Here is a 16,886-nt window from a genome sequence, read left to right on the forward strand (position 1 = left end):
TCAGCAGGCGGATGCGGCAGCCGTTGGGGTTGCGGCAGCAGGGAGGTGCGGAACCCAGCGCTGGTGCACAGGGGCGGAAGCCTCGCGGAGCAGCTGGAGCCGGGGCGCGATCCGGTCGGTGCGTGCACCGGGCGGGCGGCCGCTGCCCGCCCTCCAGGATGCGGGCCATGGTGCCGCCGGGCCGCTGTAGCCCTGGGCGGCCGCAGCGTGCAGGGTCCACAGGGGGTCGTGGAGGTGAGCGCGGCCGACGGCGCAAAGGTCGGCCCGGCCGGCCAGGATGATCGAGTTGACGTCGTCGTACGTGGATATCGCGCCGACGGCGATGGTGGGGATGTCCGTGGCGTTGCGGATCAGGTCGGCGTACGGGGTCTGGTAGCTGCGCCCGTACCGGGGCCGCTCATGGGCGACGACCTCGCCGGTGGAGACGTCGATGGCGTCGGCTCCCGCCTCGGCGAGGGCGCGGGCGATCCCGACCGCGTCGGCCTCGCTCAGGCCGCCCTCGGCCCAGTCGGCGGCGGAGATCCGCACGAGCAGCGCCTTGTCCGCGGGCCACACCGCCCGTACGGCGCGCAGTATTTCGAGGGGGAAGCGCAGGCGCCCGGCCAGGGTGCCGCCGTACTCGTCGGTGCGCTGGTTGGTCAGCGGGGAGAGGAAGCCGGAGATCAAGTGGCCGTGGCCGTACTGGAGTTCCAGGGCGTCGAAGCCCGCCCGGTCGGCGCGTTGGGCCGCGCGTACGAAGTCCCGTACGAGGGTGTCCATATCGGCGCGGGTGGCTTCGCGTGGCACCGGGCTCCGTTCGTCCCAGGCCAGGGCGGAGGCGGCGACCGGCGGCCCGTCAGCGTGGGCCGCCGCGCGGCGGCCGGCGTGGGTGAGCTGGATGCCGAGGCGGGTGTCGGTCTGGCCGTGGACGAAGTCGGTGATGTGCCGCCAGGTGGCCTCCTGTTCGTCGGTGTGCAGCCCCGGGCATCCGGGGGTGGCGCGCCCGGCGGCGCTGACGGCGGTCATTCCGGCGAGCACGAGGCCGGAGCCGCCGAGGGCCTGGGTGCTCAGGTGGACGAGGTCGAAGTCACCGGGGACTCCGTCGCGGGCGGTGTAGAGGGCGGTGGGCGGGACGACGACCCGGTTGCGCAGCAGCAGTCCGCCGAGCCGGAAGGGGCGGAACATGGGCGGCACCGGCGAGGAGGCGTTGACGGAGGTGGTGAACTCCTCGTCCCGCACGCGCAGGTTGTCGTAGGTGACGCGGCGGCTGCGGGTGAGGAGGTTGAAGGCGAACTGCGGGGGGTCCTGGTCCGTGTAGCGGCCGACGTTCTCGAACCACTCGAGGCTGGCCTGGGCGGCGCGCTGGGTGGATTCGACGACAGGCCGGCGTTCGCTCTCGTACGCGGCGAGTCCCGAGGCCACGTCGGCGTGCTCGTGCAGGCAGGCGGCCAGGGCGAGCGAGTCCTCCATGGCGAGCTTGGTGCCGGAGCCGATGGAGAAGTGGGCGGTGTGGGCGGCGTCGCCGAGCAGGACGACATTGCCGTGGCGCCAGGAGGCGTTGCGGACGGTCGTGAACCGTATCCACTTCGAGGCGTTGGGGATCAGACGGTGGCCGTCGAGGTGGTCGGCCAGGATCTCCTCGCACAGCCGTACGCTCGCCTCGTCGCTCTCGCCCCGCTCGAACTCCCGGTCGGCGAGGGCGTCGAAGCCGGCTCGCCGCCAGTCGTCCTCCGCGATCTCCACGATGAAGGTGCTGCGCTTGTCGTCGTACGGGTAGGCGTGGACCTGGACGCTGCCGAAGTCCCGCTTCTCGACGATGAAGGTGAACGCCTCGAAGACTCGGTCGGTGGACAACCACATGTAGCGGCACTGGCGCTCGTCCAGGTCCGGGCGGAAGCTCGCCGCATACGTCTCGCGGGCCGCGGAGCGGATTCCGTCCGCGGCGACCACCAGGTCGTATTCGGCGGAGAGCTCCTCGACGGGCGGCGCCTGGGTGCCGTAGTGCACCCGCACCCCGAGCTCCGCGCAGCGCTTCTGCAGGATCTCCCGCAGCCGGTTGCGGTCCAGCGCGGCGAAGCCGTGGCCGCCGGAGACGTGGACCTGGCCGCCGTAGCGGACGTCTATGTCGCTCCACCGGGCGAACTCCGCGGACATCGCCTCGAACACCGCGGGATCGGCCTGCGCGATGCCGTCCAGCGTCTCGTCGGAGAAGACGACGCCGAAGCCGAACGCGTCGTCGCGGGCGTTGCGCTCCCAGACCGTGATCTCCCACTCCGGTGAGAGCTGCTGGGCCAGGGCCGCGAAGTACAACCCGCCGGGCCCTCCCCCGATGACTGCTACACGCACGGTGTTCCTCCTAGTGGTTCCAGAAACCAGGATATGTTGAGTATTTGGCGAGCGTCAAGAATTCGACACACCTGACACCTCCTGGGGGGTGTCTCGCCTCGGCTCACGCGAAGAGCTCGGGGGCCTGAGGACCGGCCTTCGTGAGGACCTCCCGCACGTCATCGGGCCAGGCCGCGGATCCGGTGGCGTGCGAAGCCGAGTGGGCGATGACCATGCGCCCGCTGGCGGCCGTCCCCTCCCCCTCACCGCGGACAGTGAAGGCGTAGTGCAGGGAGCTGGTGCCGACCTTGGTGACCTTCAGTTCGGTACGGACGGTCTCGCCGAACCACAGCCGGGCCCGGTAGTCGGCCTCGAAGTGGACGCGGGGGGTGCTGCCGAAGAGGTGGGACAGGCCCAGGCGGCGCAGCAGGACAGCCTCGGCCGCCTCGACCCAGCGCACGACGGTGGAGTGGTGGTAGTGGCCGGCCGCGTCCGTGTCGGGCCATTCGACACGCCGCTCGATGACGACGCTGGGCAGGTTCTGCGCGAGGGCTTCCGGGCATCCGGCGGCGCAGCTGTCCGTGGGTACGGAGGCCGCCTGCCGCGTGCTGGAGGTGTCCATGATCGTGCCTTTCGTTCGGCTGCTAGCCGGCGGTGGTGTGGGCGCGCTTGCGCAGCTCGGCGCGCTGGAGCTTTCCGTTGCTCGTGCGCGGCAGGTCGGTGACGAACTCGACGGCGCGCGGGTACTTGTAGGGCGCGACGGTCCGCTTCACGTGGTCCTGGAGCTCCTTGACCGTCGCCCCGTCGGGCGCGACACCCGGGCGCAGGATCACGTACGCCTTGACGAGCATTCCGCGCTTGGCGTCCGGGGCTCCGACGACGCCGCATTCATCGACGTAGGGGTGGGTGGCGAGCGCCTTTTCCACCTCGGGGCCGGCGATGTTGTACCCAGAGGAGACGATCATGTCGTCGCTGCGGGCCACGTACCAGAAGTAGCCGTCGGCATCCCTGATGTACGTGTCCCCGGTGATGTTCCAGCCGTCCCTCACGTACACGCTCTGGCGCGGGTCCTCCATGTAGCGGCAGCCCGTGGGACCGGTGACCGCGAGGAGCCCCGGCTGCCCGTCCGGGATGGGCCGGCCCTCCTCGTCGACCACCCGGGCCCGGTATCCGGGGACGGGCCTGCCCGTCGAGCCGGGGCGTATCTCGCCGTCGGAAGCCGAGATGAACACGTGGAGCATCTCGGTGGCGCCGATGCCGTCGATGATCGCCAGTCCGGTGGCGGCGTGGAACTCCTCCCACACTGCCGCCGGCAGGGCCTCCCCCGCGGACACGCAGCGGCGCAGTCCGGCCAGCTGGTGCACCGCGCCGGCCTCCATGATCGCCCGGTAGGCGGTGGGCGCCGTGAAGAGCACGGTGACTCCGTGTTCCTCCACGAGGTCGGCCAGTCGCTGCGGGGCCGCCTGCTCGACGAGCAGGGTCGACGCACCCACGTACAGGGGGAAGACCACCAGTCCGCCGAGGCCGAAGGTGAACGCGAGCGGCGGGGTACCGGTGAACACGTCGTCGGGGCGGGGCCGCAGGACGTGCCGGGAGAACGTGTCGGCGTTGGCGAGGACGTCCCGGTGGAAGTGCAGGGTGGCCTTGGGCCGCCCGGTCGTCCCGGAGGTGAAGGCGATCAGGGCCACGTCGTCCGCGGCGGTGTCCACGGTGTCGAAGACGCCGTCCTTGGCCGCGCAGCGGACCGTGAGGTCGTCCTCGCCGGGGCCGCCGTAGGCCAGCGCGGGAGTGGCGGAAGCGCCGGCGGCGGCGAGTTCCTGGAGGTAGCGGTGGTCGCACACGGCGACGGTCGGCCTGCTGATCTCGTGCAGCTCCGCGAGCTCGCCCGCACGCAGCAGCGGCATGGTGGTGACGGCGACGCCGCCGGCCTTCAGGACGCCGAACCAAGCGGCCACCAGCCAGGGGTTGTTGGGGCCTCGCAGGAGAACCCGGTTGCCGGGGACGAGACCGAAGTCCTCGGTGAGGACCTGGGCGACCTGGTTGGCCCGTTCCAGGAGGTCACCGTACGTCCACCGGTCCGTGGGAGTCAGCAGACAGGGCCTGTCGGCTCCCTGCTGGCGAACGGTGTCGTCGAGCAGGCGCCGGGCGCAGTTGAGCCGGTCCGGGTAGTGCAACTCCGGTAGATCGAAGTGCAGTTCGGGCCAGAGGGAGAAGGGCGGGAGCCGATCGCGACAGAACGTATCGACATGAGCGGACGGGGAGAGCTCCATGGGGCGGCACCTCAATCTCGGGGCAGCAGGGAGAGTGGAGCAAGTATCTCGCTAATCTTGCGACCGTCAATGATACGCAATGCTTGATTTCATTAACGGCGCGCTGCACAGCCGCTCGCCGATGCCGGGGCGCCAGCACCGACCAAGGTGGTGTTACACGTGTAACATGCTAGGCATCTCCCCTGGAGAAGTTCAAGCATTTCGGACAAACATCGCGAAGCATGAATTTCTGGATCTATGCCGAATGGAGAAGGCTCCGATGCCGCAAGCACTTCCGGCCGGGCTCGACCCGGGGTGGCCTCCGCCCCCCCTACCAGGCTCCCGCGCCGCCCGTGGCGGCCGAGAACGGCGTACGTCACTTCGACGCGGTCACCTACGCGACCACCCCTGGCTACCGGCCCCGGCTGCTCGACGTCCACGTGCCCGCGAGCGACAAACCGGTCCCGGCCGTCATCTGGATACACGGCGGCGGCTGGCTGCACGGCGACCGGCGCTATCCCCCGCCGACGATTCCCGTCGAGCTGCTGCACGGTTCGATCCTGCGGGCCGGGCTCGCCCTGGTCTGCATCGACTACCGCCACAGCCTTGAGGCCCCCTTCCCCGCGCAGCTGCACGACGTGAAGGCCGCCATCCGTTACGTCCGGCAGTTCGCCGACACTTTCGGGGTCAACGCGGAGCGGATCGGGGTCTGGGGCGAGTCCGCGGGCGGCCACCTGGCCGCGCTCGCCGGGCTCACCCGCCCCGACGGCCCGGTCGGTGAGGCCCTGGAGGGCAGCGTGGGGGTGCGCGACGGGCACACCGCGGTACGGGCCGTGGTGGACTGGTACGGCGTGTCCGAGATCGCATCACTCCTCTCCCATCCCCTGCCGCCGGCTCCGCCGGGGGCCGAATTCCCCAACCCGTTCACCGCGCTACTGGGCGGCACCCCCGACGAGCAGCCTGAACTGGCCCGGACCGCCAGCCCCCTCACCTACGCGGATGGAGCGACTCCCCCGCCATTCCTTCTGGTTCACGGCACTGCGGACAAGCTCGTGCCCTACAGCCAGAGCGAGGTGCTCGCCGAGGCACTGAGGAGCGCCGGCGGCGAGGTCATCCTCCAGCCCGTGGACGGCGCCGACCACATCTTCCTCGGCGCCCCCGACGTCACTCCGATCGTCACCCGGAGTGTCGCCTTCCTGGCCCGCCACCTGGGCGCCTGACCACACTCCCGGCGCTCCTGTCGCGGCATGGGGCGCCGCGCGCCGCTTGCCAGCGCCTCATGCCTTCCCGTGCTCGCGTCGCGAGTCCACGTACGACACACAGATACGGGCCGCGGGCATTGCCGCGGCCGTGAGAGGCTGTCATGTCCGGTATCCGCGTTGCTCGCCCTCCCGCCCCGGCCACTCCCAGGAACCGCCGATCCATACCGGCTCCCCCACGAGGCGGCGTACTTCTCCTGGGAATCTTCTTCCTACTCGTCACCGCGCTGCTGGGGATCGCTGTCCGTTCGCATCCCGAACGTCCGCCCTTCCAGGGGCTGGACGAGCGCTGGCTGACATGGATGGCAGGTCCGCACGGCGGTCTCTACGCCGCCGTGGCAGCCGTCCTGAACTGGTTCGGAGGGCCTTTGGGAGTGATCGTTCCCGTCGGTCTGCTGATCTTCTTGATCGTGCGGAAGCGCTGGTGGTCACTGTCCTACCTGCTCACCACCTACCTGGTGGGGAACATGGCCTTCGTGCAGGTCCTCAAGCACCTGGTGGACCGACCCCGACCGGCGAACCCCTTGGTCCGGGTCGACCACGGTTCGTTCCCGTCCGGTCACGTTGCCGGGGCGGCGCTCCTCGTGGTGATCGTGGGCGCTCTGCTCGTACCGGCGGCGCGGCGGCGCGCATGGTGGATCTCGGGCGCACTTTTCACCCTGGCCATGATGTGGAGTCGTACCTGGCTGCACGCCCACTGGCTCAGCGATACCGTGGCCGGCGCCTCGGTCGGCGCCGGCGCCGCATTGTTGCTCTGGTGGTTCTTCAGACGGGGGCTAGCCCGCGAGGGCGCCGCCTCCCGGGGCTGAGGCCGCTTCAGGAACTCAGCCGGTGCACCAACTCGGCCTCCATGCCCTGCACCGGCGGTGCCGCGCCCTTCTCGATCAGCGCGTGGAGGGTGTCGGCGATGGTCGCCGCCGAGGGCAGGTGCAGGCGGACCGTGGTGAGCGGCGGCTGCTGCAGAGCGGAGAGTACGAGGTCGTCACAGCCGACGACGGCGACCTCGTCCGGGACGGCGATGCCCTCGCTTCGGAGTGCGTGCATGAGGAGAGCGGCGTATTCGTCGTTGAAGGCGAAGACGGCGTCCAGGCCCAGGGCCGCCCAGTGCGCGGCCAGGGCCGTGGCGGACTCGCGCGTGCAGGCGAGTTCCACCGGCGTGACGGTGGCCATGTGCCGGGCGGCGACTCGCTGGGCACCGGCCAGCCGCGGTTGGCCGAAGGCGTCAAGGCCGCGCTCCTGCGGCATGACCACACCGATCCTGCTGCGTCCACGGGCGATGAGGTGCTCTACGGCGACCTCGCCGATACGCCCGTGGTCGAACGCGACGGTGTGGATTCCTTCCACCGGCTGGGCGGCGGCAGCGAGCAGCCCGCGCACTCCGGCGCGGCGCAGGATGGCGCCGGCCTCGCCGGTCATCCGGTCACCGTTCATGGCGAGCACCGCCGCGGGCCGCAGTTCCGCCCACGCGCGCGCGGCGGTCGCCGCGTCGGGGAAGCGGCCCGTGTGGAGCACGGTCGTGTAGCCGTGGCGGTCGAGTTCGCTTTGCAGCTCGTCCACCCAGCCGCTGACCAGGCTGCCGATCGCGGAGACCGATGCCGGCAGCAGTACCAGATTGCTGCGCCCGGCACGCAGAGAGCGGGCGGCGGCGTGCGGCACGTATCCGAGGTCCTTGGCCGCGGCCAGCACTCGGGCTCGGGTGCTGTCGCCGACCCGGTGACCTTGGGTGTCGTTCAGCACGAAGGACACGGTGGCACGGGACACACCCGCGAGGCGGGCCACATCCGTGCTGGTGATGGAGGCAGCGCCGGGTGTTTCTTTGGCCATGCCGTCCTCCTTCGCTCGCTTTTCCGGCCGGCCGACCGCTTCTCCTCCAAGGTTACACGCGTTACCGGCAGGCAAGGCCGCCAAGGCGTGCCTCTCGCGATCCCTAACATTCACCACCATTCATTGATGATTACTGGATTTTCTGGATATTTAAGGAAGGAGCCCGATGGATCAGAGCAGCCAGTCACCACGTGAATGCCCCGTTCCGGTTCACGGCGGTCTGGTTCCGCTGCACGGCGGCCTGCTTGCCCAGGATCCGCGCCATGTCTACGAGGCCCTGCGCCGACGCTGGGGGGCGATCGCCCCCGTGGAACTCAGTCCGGGGGTCGGAGCCTGGCTCGTGATGGGCTACCAGGAGGTACTTGAGCTCGTATGGAACGAGCGGGCCTTCTCCAGCGACGCACGGCGCTGGAACACGATCGTCGAGGGCTCGCTGCCCGAGGACTCCCCTCTGTTGGCGGTTCTGGGCTGGCGTCCGGCCCTGAACCGCCTCGACGACCAGGCACATCGCCGTCACCGCCAGGCCGTGACCGAGACCTTGAACGGCATCGACCTGCGCCGGCTGCGCAGCGCCGTAAGGCGGCAGGCCGAGGTGTTGGTGGATGGATGGGGCATGAACCGCACTGCCGATATCGTCACCCAGTACGCGCGTCCCCTGGTGTCGTACGCCTTCAGGGTGCTGATCGGACTACCGGGGGCCGAGGAGCGGAGGGTTGCCGCGCTGCTCGGTTCGATCGCCGGGGGCTCCCACGACGCGGCGCGCGCCGAGGCCGAATTGATGCGGACGCTGCATCGTCTGGTCGCCGAGAAGCGTGAAGTGCCCGGTCCGGATCTCACTTCATGGCTGCTGGCTCATTCCGCCCAGCTGACCGGGGCCGAGGTGGCACACAACCTGGCGGCGATCCTCTTCTCGGGAGGAGAGAGCACCATCGGCTGGATCAGTGGCACGATGCGCCTGCTGATGGGCGACGACCGCCTGAATTCGGCGGTGGCCACCGGTCGGATGACCGTCACGGACGCCGCCGACCGCGCGCTGTGGGACGGCTCGCCGGTCCCCAACATCTCCGGACGCTGGGCACGAAACGATCTCACCTTCGCAGGATGCCGGGTCCGCGCCGGGGACCTGCTCATTCCCTGCCTGGCGGCCGCCAACACCGACCTCCTCATCCACGACTCGCAAGACATCGGAAGCCGTGCCCACTTGGCCTGGGGAACCGGTTCTCATGGATGCCCCGCCAAGGACGCGGCCCGTTCGATCGCCGAGACGGCCGTCGATGTCCTGATGCGTCGGCTGAGCCTGGTCCGCCCCGGCGATTGCGACACCGCCGCTCTGCGTTGGCAGCCCTCCCTGTGGAGCGGCACCCCGGACCAACTGCCGGTGGCGTTCGCCCCGATCCGGCCCGCCCCGAACGCCCCGGCCGCCGCGCCTGCGACCCCCACCCTGATGGGAGTACCAGAGAAGCGGCAGGACGCGCGGGCAGCCGACAGCAGCCCGACGCCGCAGGCGTGGGGCTGGTGGAACTCCATGAACGGCTGGTGATACGACTCACCGGAACCAGCCTGTCCCCTCGGGGGTGGCAGCTGCTGGGCGGCGGCCACCCCCTGGCGAGCCGAGGTCAGCCGAGCCGGAGGCCGTGCCCATAAGGGAAGAGCGGGTCTGCGGAGTCATTGGGCACGTCCTCGTGCCCGGCGACGACGCTCTCCATCGAGCGGGGGAGCTCAAAGGGCAGCCGCCCTTCGGCCGCTACCCGGCCGAAGAGAACGTCCAGCAGTGCGGTGTCCGAGGCGCCGAAGTTGGCCACGAGGGCTGCCGCCTGGTCCGCGATCTCGGGTATGACCGCCGCCCGGTCCAAGAAGATGTCGACGACGGCCGGAACGGCGGAAGCCACCTTGAGTACGGGCCGCAGCTCGTCCTCGGTGAAGTCGAGCCGGCCCGCCCGGAAGAACGACTCGAAGCCGGTCGTCCGCTCCTTGTCGTACGGGGCCGCAATGCGCATCACGGCGACATCGGCCTCCTCCGGTGTCTCCACGACGGTCGCGTACCGTGCCGCGACAGCGGGGTCCAGGCCCTCGGTATAGATCCGGACCCCTGGAGCGAGCGGCAGCAGCGGTCCCGTGGCGTCGCTGGGGCGGTCCTTGAGGACGGTGATCGAGCGGCTCTGGGCGGCGAGGCCGGACGCGGTGAACTCCGGGTTGCCGCAGATCCGCGCCGCACTGTCGGGGTCCACGTACGGATCGTCGAAGAGGCCGAGGACGAACTTCTCCCTCAACAGCCGCGTGACCGAGCTGTCGATACGCTCGGCCGTCACCCGGCCGGTGCGAACGAGTTCCACGATGAGATCGGGGGCCGCCTCGCCGCCGAGCTGGTCGGCTCCGGCGTCGAGGATGCGTTCCACCCGGGTGAGCCGGTCCAGCTCCTCCACGCCCCAGGCACGTGCGGGGAAGGGACCCCCGAAGATCTGCGCGTCGGTGACCAGGCCCCAGTCGGTGCAGATGATGCCGTCGAACCCGTACTTCTCGCGCAGCAGGCCGGTGATGACGCCCTTGTTGAAGCCGAAGCCGACTTCCTCGTAGGGCGTGCCGACGGGTATGGCGTAGTACGGCATGACCTGCGAGGTGCCGGCGGCGAAAGCGGCCTCGAAGGGGATCAGGTGGTAGTCGAAGTTGCCGCCCGGGTAGACCTGTTCGCGCCCGTACGGGAAGTGCGCGTCCTCGCCGTTCAGCTGCGGTCCGGCGCCGGGGAAGTGCTTCGTCATCGTCGAGACGCTGCCGGTGCCGAGCGTCTCGCCCTGGAGCCCTCGGATGTACGCGCCGACCATGCGGGCGGCCACCTCGGCGTCGGAGCCGAAGGTGCCCAGGACGCGGGGCCAGCGGGGCTCGGTGGCCAGATCGGCCGTCGGGTGGAGGGCGAGGCGGATGCCGACCGCGAGGTACTCCTGACGCACGATGTCGGCGTGGCTGCGGATGAGTTCCTCGTCATCGACGGCGGCGAAGCCGGGCGGTTCCGGCCACAGCGAGAACCCCTCCGTGTGCACGCTCGCTGCCGGATTGTCGACGAATCCGTTGCGGGGGTCGGTGGAGAGGGTCACCGGGATCCCGAGTCGGGTCGTGGCGGCAAGGTCCTGGAGGCGGTTGTTCCACTCGGCCATGCGGCGCGGGGCTGCCGCTCCGAACAGGTTGAAGTGGCTCATCAGTTTGCCGGTCACCATCGCGGAGGTGGAGGCGCGCATCGGGTCGTCGTCGGGTGCTCCCGGCTCCGGTTCCACGAGGGAGCCGTCGGGGTTGATGGCGATCATGGTGTGGAAGAGGAGGCCCGCCTTTTCCTCCAGCGTCATGCGCTGCAGCAGGTCCGCGACCCGCTCGGCCACGGGAAGCCGGGGGTCTTCATAAGGTTCCATGACGCCGTTGCCGTTCAGATCGCGGAACGGCGTGCCGTCCGGAGCGGCGAGGATGCGCGGCCGGGCCGCCGGAGTATGTGCCATTGAATTCTCCTCCGAGCTTCAAAAGGCGTATGGACCGCCCACGCGCACTGCGGGCTCCGTGGGCCGGCCCCTGCCGCGGGCCGCCGTCTCAAGGCCGACCGCAGTCGCTCCCCGCACCGGCCCCGGGCGCTCCCGCCGCACCCGGGGCCGGCCCGCCACTTCCCCCGTCACGGCGGCCCCAATGGTGAGATTACACGTGTAACAAACTTTCGGACAGAGCCTAGAGCCAGAGTCGGTCCTCCGAGGCGAGCAGCGCTTCCCGATCCAGCAACGGAGCGAAGGCCCGGTGCAGCAACAGGCACACCCCACCCCCCGCGAGAGCTCCGGCCACGACGTCGCTGAGCCACTGGGCGTGCAGCCAGGTCCGGCTCCACATCATGGCCACGACGTACAGGGCGCCGAACAGCCACCACCAGCGCCGCGCACGGGGAGGAAACAGCACGATGCCGGCCGCGATCACGAGAGTCACGGCCGTGAACACCTGGCCGGAGGGGTACGAGCCGTCATTGACCAGCACCAACGGATGCGGCGGCCTCGGGCGGTCAACCAGCGACTTCAGCGGAAGAACCACCAGCATGTTCGCCACGACAGCGGCTGCGAATACGAACAGTCCCGACCTCCAGCGCCCGAAGGCACACAGACCGCCGGACAGCGCGAGCGGAAAGATCATCCCCAACGGGCCGCCCAGGCGGTCGAGTACGAAGACGAAGTCCGCGGCCGCCCCGCCTCCCCCGCCGTCCATCCACTGCGCCCAGCTGTCGTCGAGCGTCTGGAAGAACGGTGGCTGCTCACCTCCGAGCAGGAGTCCGACAGACAAAGCCATCAACAAGAGCGCGACCCCGGACAGCAGCGCGCCGCGCGGCGGGGGAGCGGGCACGTAGTGCCGAGGAGAAGCGGACGGCATCAGGGGTGGGCGCCCCAGGAAGGTCAATTTGATCACCTTTACCTACAATCATGGCCGCCTTCCCGGCATTCGAACACGGGAAGGACGCGGAGCACGGGTGCACGGATTCGGACACGAGCGAGCGCGGCACGTCTCACTCCACGGAGCAACCCGGAGAGATGCAGGGGAGGGCGACACCGAGAACGTCGCCGGTGGGCGGCGGTCGGGTCGCGGCCGCAACGGGCGGTAGCGTCGCGCCAACAGAGAGTATCGCGTATATCTGACGGCCATCACTGATGCGATATAACTTTCGGACATCGCTGCCCGTCCACGGCCACCCGACAGCTCGATTCCGCTCTAGCCGGGATCACAGGCCGCGTGCTACACAGTGTTCATACACATTGCTAACACGTGTAACTCGATGCGCCCCGGTTCAGGAGCCATCATCGCCGCGCGCCACTCGATCCCGCGGCTCCCCTCCCCCTCTGCTCCCTTTCCGAGGAGTCGTCATGACCGCCGACGAACTGACCGAGCCGCGCACCCATGAGGCGCTGAAAGCGCCCCGGCAGCGCGGACTCATGTTGCTGCTGTTGATAGCCAACTCATCGATGCTGGCCGTCTACATGGGTGTCGGCTCGGTCCTGCTGCCCACGCAGATCGCAGCGATCGCCCCGGAGAACAAGGTCGCCCTCCTGGGTCTGATCGGCGGGATCAGCGCCGTCTTCGCGACCGCCTTCAACCCGATCGCCGGCGCCCTGTCCGACCGGTCCGGCCGTCGCAACCCGTGGATCCTGGGCGGCGCCCTGGCTTCCCTGGCCGGACTGGCCTTCCTCGGCTCCGTCCGGACCGCACTGCTCGTCGGCATCGCCTGGTGCTTGATCCAGGCCACGCTGAACGTCTACCAGGCCGCAGTCACCGCTGTCGTGCCCGACCGGATCCCCGTGGCCAAGCGCGGCACCGCATCCGCGGTGGTCGGGCTGGCGCTGCCGATCGGCGGCACCGTCGGCGTACTGATCGCCTCGCAGACCGTGGGGCAGGTGCGTACGGGGTACCTCATCTTCGGCGCCCTGACCGCCGGTTCGGCACTGCTGCTGAGCGCGTTCTACCGGGATGTCCCCCGGTCCGCACCTGCGCCGGCCGTGCCCATGCGCCAGAAGATCGCCGCGTTCCTCTCGGCACTGTCCAGCCACGACTTCCGATGGGCCTTCATCGGCCGTGCGCTCATGGTGCTCGGCTACTTCATGGTCATCGGATATCAGCTGTACATCCTGGACGACCACATCGAGCTGCCGGCCGGCCTCTCCCCGGCCGCCGCGATGGCAGTCCTCACCCCGGTGACGATGGTCGCGATGGCCGTGTCCACGGTGGTCGGCGGTGTGCTGTCTGACCGCTGGAACCGGCGCAAGGTGTTCGTCGGGGTCTCCGCAGCGCTCGCCGGGCTCGTCATGGTGGTCCCCGTAGTCAGCCCGACCTGGACCGGCATGATCGTCTTCAACGCGCTCAACGGTCTGGCCTTCGGCTGCTTCATGGCCGTCGACACGGCGCTCGTCACCCTGGTCCTCCCCCGGGCCGAGGATGCCGCCCGCGACCTGGGCGTCCTCAACATGGCCAATGCCGGGCCGCAGATCATCGCCCCGTTCGTCGCCTCGGCGGTCGTCACCGCATTCGGCGGATACACCCCGCTGTTCCTGGTCGGCGGCGTGCTCTCGCTGTTCGGCGCCCTCGCCATCCTGCCGATCCGTACCGTGCGCTGATCTCCTCCCGGGCCGCTTCCCGCCCGGCGGTGGCCCGAACCCTGCTCCGGCGGGCGTACGCCGAGGGTCGTACGCCCGCCGGGTTCCCTCCGTCCGTCCCTCCCTTCTCGAAGGAGCACGACGTGAGACGTACGCGAGTTCTGCCGCTGGCCGTCCTGCTGCTGTGTACGCCCCTCCTCGCCGGGACGGCGCCCGCAGCGGCGTCACCGCAGGGTGCGCCCTCCGGCCCACTGCGGATCCTGCTCACCAACGACGACGGCTACAACGCTCCGGGTATCCGTACGGCCTTCCAGCTCCTGACCGCCGCCGGGCACCACGTCACCATCGTCGCGCCGCTGACGAACCAGAGCGGCACCGGGACGAAAGTGCTCAGCGCCCCGACCGTGACGGTCAAGCACCCCGAGCCCAAGGTGTGGGCCGTGGACGGCACCCCTGGCGACTCGGTGGCCTTCGGTCTCTCCGAGGTCTTCGAGGGCCGGGCTCCCGACCTGGTGGTCTCCGGCACCAACTTCGGTCCGAACGTCGCGGGGCTCGCCAACCACTCCGGTACGGTCGGCGGGGCCGTCGCCGCCCTTGAGTACGGCGTGCCGGCCATCGCACTCAGCACCGGCGGCTTCGCCGCCCCGACGCGGTCGCCACCGTCAACGCCATGCGCCCCACCGTCGACTTCGCGGTCAAGCTCATCGACCGGCTGCGGGACCGGGCGAACTCCGGCCCCCTGCTGCCCGAGGGCGTCGGGCTGAACATCAACCACCCCGTCGTGGGAGCGGACGGCACGGGAACCGCCGCCGGCGTCGCCATGACCTTGCAGGACCCCCAGCAGCCGCTGGAGCCTGACTTCACCGATTCCGGCGATGGCACGTGGAAGGTGACGGTGAAGTTCGCGCCGCGGCCTCCCGCCAAGGGCGGCGACGTAGAGGCCGTGATCGCTGACAAGATCGCGATCAGCCCCATGTCCGTCAACTGGAACACCGGGCCGGCCCACTTCGCCGGAACGAGCGCCCTGCTCGCCGGGCTGCGGCCCTGACACGAACCATCGGATGAGGGCGGAGCGCATGTGCGCTCCGCCCTCATCACGGTTTACGGTGCCCTTCCTCGGCGCCCCGTCAGAGGTGCTGAAGGATGGTGGAAGTGAATTCGGCGGTGGAGGCGCAGCCGCCGAGGTCGCGCGTGCGCACCGGGGTGGTGGCCAGGACGCGGGCGATGGCGTCGGTGATGTCCGTCGCGGCCTCGGGGTGGCCGAGGTGGTCGAGCATCATCGCGGCGGACCAGATCGCGCCGATCGGATTGGCGATGCCCTGCCCGGCGATGTCGGGGGCTGATCCGTGGACCGGCTCGAACATGGAAGGGTACTCGCCCTGGGGGTTGAGGTTGGCGGACGGCGCGATGCCGATGCCGCCGGCCACGGCCGCTGCCAGGTCGCTGAGGATGTCCCCGAAGAGGTTGGAGGCGACGACGACGTCGAAGCGGGCGGGGTCGAGGACGAACTTGGCGGCCAGCGCGTCGATGTGTTCCTGATCCCAGGCGACCGTGGGGTGATCGGCGGAACGCTCGGCCACCAGCTCGTCCCAGAACGGCATGGTGTGCACGATGCCGTTGGACTTCGTCGCCGACGTGAGGCGGCCGTCGCGTCGTTCGGCGAGTTCGAAGGCGTAGTCGAGGACCCGGGTCACTCCCGCCCGCGTGAACACGGCCTGCTGCACGGCCATTTCATCGGGAAGCCCGCGGTTCATCCGGCCGCCGATCTCGCTGTACTCGCCTTCGGTGTTCTCCCGGACGACCACGAAGTCCACGTCTCCGGGCGTGGCCGCGCGTACGGGGCTGGGAAGGCCGTCGAACACGCGGATCGGGCGGAGGTTGACGTACTGGTTGAAGGCCCGGCGGATCGGGATGAGCAGTCCCCAGAGGGAGGCGTGATCCGGCACGCCTGGGTAACCGACCGCGCCGAGCAGGATCGCGTCATGACGGCGGAGCTGCTCGAGGCCGTCCTCGGGCATCATCGATCCGAGGCGCAGGTACCGCTCGCAGGACCAGTCGAATTGCTCGTAGGTGAAGGTGATGCCGTGGCGCTGTCCGACGGTGTCGAGGACTTCGCGTGCCGCCGGGAGGACTTCGGTGCCGATGCCGTCACCGGGGATGAGGGCGATGCTGTGGTTCGTCATGGCCCGAATTCCAGCAATCGGGTGCCGTCCGGGTCCAACACGTATCCCCGATGTGTCTTATAGGCGGGCCCTATGAGCCGGCCTGTCGGGGTGCCGTGTCGACGGCGATGTCCAGGAAGGCGCGGGCAGCCGGCGTCAGCTGCGCCTTGCGGCTCACCAGTACGTTGTGCTGGAGGGAGGCCGGCTCCAGGTCGAGGACGAGCGCTCCGGCCCGTTCGGACAGGTCGGCCCAGGATTCCGTCACCACCGCCAGCCCGACGCCCTTCAGCACCAGGGGCAGGAAGGCCATGCGGTGTTCGGTCTCCACCGCGATGCGGACGTCGATGCCCTGCGCTCCGAGGTCGTCGACGTAGGAGCGGATTCCGGTCCCTCGCTGTCCGACGATCAGCCGGTGCCCTTCGAGCTGTTCGCGTCGGACCGCCCGGCAGGCCGGGAAGGGGCCGTCCTTCGGGGTGACCAGGACGAGCCGGTGGTCTCCGGCGTGGTGGGTGACGACGTCCGGACTCGACAACGGCGAGGAGGTGGTCAGCAGCCCCAGTTCGCATCCTCCTGTGCGCACCATCTCGATGACGTCCGCGGGGGTGAGGGCAATGCGCAGGCCGAGCGACACCTCCGGGTAGCGGTCGGTGAAGCGCTGCACCATGGTGCTGAGGGGTTCGACCGTGGGTGAGGCCATCGCGGCGATGTGCAGGCGCCCGGCGCGCAGTTCACGGACGGCGCCGACACTGGCCCGGGCCAGTTCCAGGCCGTGCAGGGCTTCGCGCGCCGGGGGGACCAGTGCGGTGCCGGCCTCGGTCAGGACCGCGTTGCGGCCCATCCGGTGGAACAGGCTGCTGCCCAGGTCGCGCTCCAGGACCTGGATGGCCTGGGACAGGGACGGCTGGGACACGTAGAGTGCCGCGGCCGCGCGGTTGAAGCCGCCGTGGTCCACGATGGCGAGGAAGTACTCCAGCTGCCGGAAGTCCACCG

The 16,886-nt window shown here is 69.9% G+C and carries 14 protein-coding genes; 6 read left to right on the forward strand and 8 right to left on the reverse strand.

The window, feature by feature from the left end; all coding sequences use genetic code 11:
- From ACIQV3_RS09670 to ACIQV3_RS09680, 3 genes are all read right to left on the reverse strand, one after another.
- Nucleotides 1–2,325 carry an FAD-dependent monooxygenase gene (locus ACIQV3_RS09670; protein WP_403711445.1) on the reverse strand — a complete coding sequence of 775 codons (2,325 nt, stop codon included), beginning with the start codon at nucleotides 2,323–2,325 and terminating at the stop codon, nucleotides 1–3.
- 103 nt (nucleotides 2,326–2,428) lie between these two features.
- Complete coding sequence (locus ACIQV3_RS09675) at nucleotides 2,429–2,926, reverse strand: acyl-CoA thioesterase (protein ID WP_403711447.1); 498 nt, start codon at nucleotides 2,924–2,926, stop codon at nucleotides 2,429–2,431.
- A 22-nt stretch (nucleotides 2,927–2,948) separates the two neighbouring features.
- Nucleotides 2,949–4,574, reverse strand: a complete 1,626-nt coding sequence (locus ACIQV3_RS09680; RefSeq protein ID WP_403711449.1) for an AMP-binding protein — start codon at nucleotides 4,572–4,574, stop codon at nucleotides 2,949–2,951.
- A gap of 332 nt (nucleotides 4,575–4,906) precedes the next feature.
- Here ACIQV3_RS09680 and ACIQV3_RS09685 point away from each other — a divergent pair, with 332 nt between their 5' ends.
- Both ACIQV3_RS09685 and ACIQV3_RS09690 read left to right on the forward strand, forming a co-directional pair.
- Nucleotides 4,907–5,773 carry an alpha/beta hydrolase fold domain-containing protein gene (locus ACIQV3_RS09685; RefSeq protein WP_403711451.1) on the forward strand — a complete coding sequence of 289 codons (867 nt, stop codon included), beginning with the start codon at nucleotides 4,907–4,909 and terminating at the stop codon, nucleotides 5,771–5,773.
- A 341-nt stretch (nucleotides 5,774–6,114) separates the two neighbouring features.
- On the forward strand, nucleotides 6,115–6,621 hold the full coding sequence (locus ACIQV3_RS09690) for a phosphatase PAP2 family protein (protein ID WP_403711453.1): 507 nt from the start codon (nucleotides 6,115–6,117) through the stop codon (nucleotides 6,619–6,621).
- A gap of 7 nt (nucleotides 6,622–6,628) precedes the next feature.
- On the opposite strand, the gene ACIQV3_RS09695 is transcribed toward ACIQV3_RS09690, so the two are convergent.
- Nucleotides 6,629–7,636 carry a LacI family DNA-binding transcriptional regulator gene (locus ACIQV3_RS09695; protein WP_403711455.1) on the reverse strand — a complete coding sequence of 336 codons (1,008 nt, stop codon included), beginning with the start codon at nucleotides 7,634–7,636 and terminating at the stop codon, nucleotides 6,629–6,631.
- A 343-nt stretch (nucleotides 7,637–7,979) separates the two neighbouring features.
- On the opposite strand from ACIQV3_RS09695, the gene ACIQV3_RS09700 reads away from it, so the two are divergent.
- On the forward strand, nucleotides 7,980–9,176 hold the full coding sequence (locus tag ACIQV3_RS09700; protein WP_403711457.1) for a cytochrome P450: 1,197 nt from the start codon (nucleotides 7,980–7,982) through the stop codon (nucleotides 9,174–9,176).
- A 76-nt stretch (nucleotides 9,177–9,252) separates the two neighbouring features.
- Here the strand turns inward: ACIQV3_RS09700 and ACIQV3_RS09705 are convergent, their stop codons facing one another.
- A complete protein-coding gene (locus ACIQV3_RS09705) occupies nucleotides 9,253–11,118 on the reverse strand; it encodes a glycoside hydrolase family 3 N-terminal domain-containing protein (RefSeq protein WP_403711459.1) in 1,866 nt (621 codons plus the stop codon).
- 220 nt (nucleotides 11,119–11,338) lie between these two features.
- Nucleotides 11,339–12,058 carry a phosphatase PAP2 family protein gene (locus ACIQV3_RS09710; RefSeq protein ID WP_403711461.1) on the reverse strand — a complete coding sequence of 240 codons (720 nt, stop codon included), beginning with the start codon at nucleotides 12,056–12,058 and terminating at the stop codon, nucleotides 11,339–11,341.
- 452 nt (nucleotides 12,059–12,510) lie between these two features.
- Here ACIQV3_RS09710 and ACIQV3_RS09715 point away from each other — a divergent pair, with 452 nt between their 5' ends.
- The 3 genes from ACIQV3_RS09715 (at nucleotide 12,511) to ACIQV3_RS09725 (ending at nucleotide 14,782) form a co-directional block, all read left to right on the forward strand.
- On the forward strand, nucleotides 12,511–13,755 hold the full coding sequence (locus tag ACIQV3_RS09715; RefSeq protein WP_403711463.1) for an MFS transporter: 1,245 nt from the start codon (nucleotides 12,511–12,513) through the stop codon (nucleotides 13,753–13,755).
- 122 nt (nucleotides 13,756–13,877) lie between these two features.
- Nucleotides 13,878–14,498, forward strand: a complete 621-nt coding sequence (locus tag ACIQV3_RS09720; RefSeq protein ID WP_403711465.1) for a 5'/3'-nucleotidase SurE — start codon at nucleotides 13,878–13,880, stop codon at nucleotides 14,496–14,498.
- Nucleotides 14,405–14,782, forward strand: a complete 378-nt coding sequence (locus tag ACIQV3_RS09725) for a hypothetical protein (RefSeq protein ID WP_403711467.1) — start codon at nucleotides 14,405–14,407, stop codon at nucleotides 14,780–14,782. Before ACIQV3_RS09720 ends, ACIQV3_RS09725 begins: the two co-directional genes overlap by 94 nt.
- A gap of 79 nt (nucleotides 14,783–14,861) precedes the next feature.
- On the opposite strand, the gene ACIQV3_RS09730 is transcribed toward ACIQV3_RS09725, so the two are convergent.
- Entirely contained in the window at nucleotides 14,862–15,917 is a 1,056-nt protein-coding gene (locus tag ACIQV3_RS09730; RefSeq protein WP_403711469.1) for a tartrate dehydrogenase, read from the reverse strand.
- A gap of 70 nt (nucleotides 15,918–15,987) precedes the next feature.
- Entirely contained in the window at nucleotides 15,988–16,884 is an 897-nt protein-coding gene (locus ACIQV3_RS09735) for a LysR family transcriptional regulator (RefSeq protein ID WP_403711471.1), read from the reverse strand.
- Between the last annotated feature and the right edge of the window lie 2 nt (nucleotides 16,885–16,886).

The sequence above is a fragment of the Streptomyces sp. NPDC099050 genome, from assembly GCF_044759865.1.
Taxonomy (GTDB): Bacteria; Actinomycetota; Actinomycetes; order Streptomycetales; family Streptomycetaceae; genus Streptomyces.

Bases quoted from the DNA above. Each gene is read 5' to 3' on its own strand.
- ACIQV3_RS09675 (WP_403711447.1), bottom strand. From the start codon at position 2,926: ATGGACACCTCCAGCACGCGGCAGGCGGCCTCCGTACCCACGGACAGC.
- ACIQV3_RS09680 (WP_403711449.1), bottom strand. From the start codon at position 4,574: ATGGAGCTCTCCCCGTCCGCTCATGTCGATACGTTCTGTCGCGATCGG.
- ACIQV3_RS09690 (WP_403711453.1), top strand. From the start codon at position 6,115: ATGGCAGGTCCGCACGGCGGTCTCTACGCCGCCGTGGCAGCCGTCCTG.
- ACIQV3_RS09695 (WP_403711455.1), bottom strand. From the start codon at position 7,636: ATGGCCAAAGAAACACCCGGCGCTGCCTCCATCACCAGCACGGATGTG.
- ACIQV3_RS09700 (WP_403711457.1), top strand. From the start codon at position 7,980: ATGGGCTACCAGGAGGTACTTGAGCTCGTATGGAACGAGCGGGCCTTC.
- ACIQV3_RS09705 (WP_403711459.1), bottom strand. From the start codon at position 11,118: ATGGCACATACTCCGGCGGCCCGGCCGCGCATCCTCGCCGCTCCGGAC.
- ACIQV3_RS09715 (WP_403711463.1), top strand. From the start codon at position 12,511: ATGACCGCCGACGAACTGACCGAGCCGCGCACCCATGAGGCGCTGAAA.
- ACIQV3_RS09725 (WP_403711467.1), top strand. From the start codon at position 14,405: ATGCGCCCCACCGTCGACTTCGCGGTCAAGCTCATCGACCGGCTGCGG.
- ACIQV3_RS09730 (WP_403711469.1), bottom strand. From the start codon at position 15,917: ATGACGAACCACAGCATCGCCCTCATCCCCGGTGACGGCATCGGCACC.